The 1,889-nt window shown below is 60.0% G+C and carries 1 protein-coding gene and 1 pseudogene; one reads left to right on the forward strand and one right to left on the reverse strand.

All coding sequences use genetic code 11. From position 1 onward, the window contains the following. Positions 1–179: 179 nt before the first annotated feature. The gene (locus EOA23_RS34275) at positions 180–641 is read right to left on the reverse strand and encodes a MucR family transcriptional regulator (RefSeq protein WP_127307277.1); all 462 of its coding nucleotides are present in this window, start codon (positions 639–641) and stop codon (positions 180–182) included. Between the two features lie 431 nt (positions 642–1,072). On the opposite strand from EOA23_RS34275, the pseudogene EOA23_RS34280 reads away from it, so the two are divergent. Beyond that, a pseudogene (locus tag EOA23_RS34280) lies at positions 1,073–1,889 on the forward strand (MFS transporter); the annotation flags it as partial.

A 1,889-nucleotide genomic window follows, 5' to 3' on the forward strand; every position in this document is an offset into this window, starting at 1 on the left:
GCCGGGAATATCAGCAAAGCAAGCTGACTGGCTCTTGCGCACGCGCAAGAGCCGACGGTGGACGAAATCCCGCGGGAACATAGATCGAGCGAAAACTTGCGCAGCTTGCTCCAGACCGGGCGAATGTCCAGCGAAAGGCGGGGCACCCCCGCCTTTCGATTACGTGCACTAACGAACGCTCAGGCCGCGCCGTTTTTGCGGGTCCTCTTTGCAGAGGCAGCCTGTTTGATCTGTCCAGGCTTTCTGCCCAGCCCCATGGTCTTGGCTAAAGCAGAACGCGCTGCAGCATAGTTCGGAGCGACCATCGGGTAGTCTGCCGGCAGGCCCCACTTGGCGCGGTATTCGTCAGGCGTGAGGCCATAGTGGGTCGCGAGATGCCGCTTCAGTGACTTGAATTTTTTTCCGTCCTCCAGGCTGATGATGTAGTCGGGCGTGACAGATTTCCTGACGGGAACGGCAGGCAGGCGGGCTTCAGGCTTCGCCACCGGGCCGCCGATCGTGCCTTTTAGTGCGGCATGCACCTGGTCGATCAGGCCCGGAAGTTCGCCAACGGGGACTGGGTTGTTCGAAACATAGGCAGAGACGACGTCGGCGGTAAGCTCGATGAGAGCTTCTGAATTATTCTCGGATTCTTCTGTCACGTGATGCTCCTGATTTTGCGGATTTTGCGAAGCTCGGCTTCATTAATGAAACCAGCCGCGAAACGCAATGAAAGGAGCGCTAGGTCTTCCCACGATATGGTCTTCTCAAAACGTCGCGCGAACCATAGGCACCCGAATGGCGGATGGTCACGCTTGAACCTTCCGGCAGAATGATCGATTGGCGCATTGGCTATGAGCGGAACAGGTATTTCTAGCAGAACGGTTTCGTTTTGGCTTTGAAGCAGACTTCGAAAATTACTTGAGCTGGGGCATTCACAATGCCCTGATCCTGCCACTCTCCATGGGCAAGTGCACCAAAGGAGAAACCTCCGACTAAACGCATACACCAACAGAGAGGGGCTCGCCCAATGAGCAGGGTGGCGCGCGCGGACGCGGCTACAGTTTCGTCGGCGACGTTTGCTCCGCTGGAGGGGTTTTATGATCCGTGGATGATCCTCGCCTTCAGCTGTCTAGCCGGATGCGGAGCTGCCTTTACTGGCCTGGCATGCCTCTGTTGGTGACATCGTGCGAAAGCGCGAGGTTCCGGCAGCCGTCACGCTGATCTCGGTCGGCTACAATGCCATGCGAAGCATCGGTCCGGCGCTCGGCGGCGTTCTGGTCGCTTCCTTTGGACCACTGACGGCTTTCGCCCTAGCGACGCTGACCTATTTGGCGATGCTGTGGGTCATAGGGCGCTGCAAATGGAGCGCTCGCTCTTCGCCTCTGCCTCGCGAGCCGATGACCACGGCCATCCATGACGGCGCGCGCTTCACGGCACTGTCGGGCGAGATTAAAGCAGCAATCGCGCGGGGAGCGCTTTTCGGCCTGACGAGCATCTCGATCCTGGCGCTGCTGCCTCTCGTTGCCCGCGATCAGTTGGGAGGCGGACCAGTCGCTTATGGTGTGCTGATGGCCGGTTTTGGCGTGGGTGCGTTGTGCGCAGGCATTTCCAATAACGCGCTGAGACGCTCGCTGTCGCAGGAGCGGCTGACCACACTGGCGTGCATCGCCTGCGCCGCCTGCTGCCTGGCTCTTGCTTTCACGCCTTCCCTGGTGGTGGCGACGATCGCCTTGACATTCGGCGGTGCAGGCTGGGTCGTCACCTGGACGGGACTTGACGTCAGCGTGCAGTTGTCGAGCCCACGGTGGGTCGTTGGTCGCACGCTCTCGATCTACTCTGCGTTGGCGTCAGGCGGTATCGCGGCCGGCAGCTGGCTGTGGGGCCTGGTCGCCGAAAACTATTCGCTC

Origin of the sequence: Mesorhizobium sp. M2A.F.Ca.ET.042.01.1.1 (genome assembly GCF_003997405.1) — a bacterium.
In the GTDB taxonomy this organism is placed as follows: Bacteria; Pseudomonadota; Alphaproteobacteria; order Rhizobiales; family Rhizobiaceae; genus Mesorhizobium.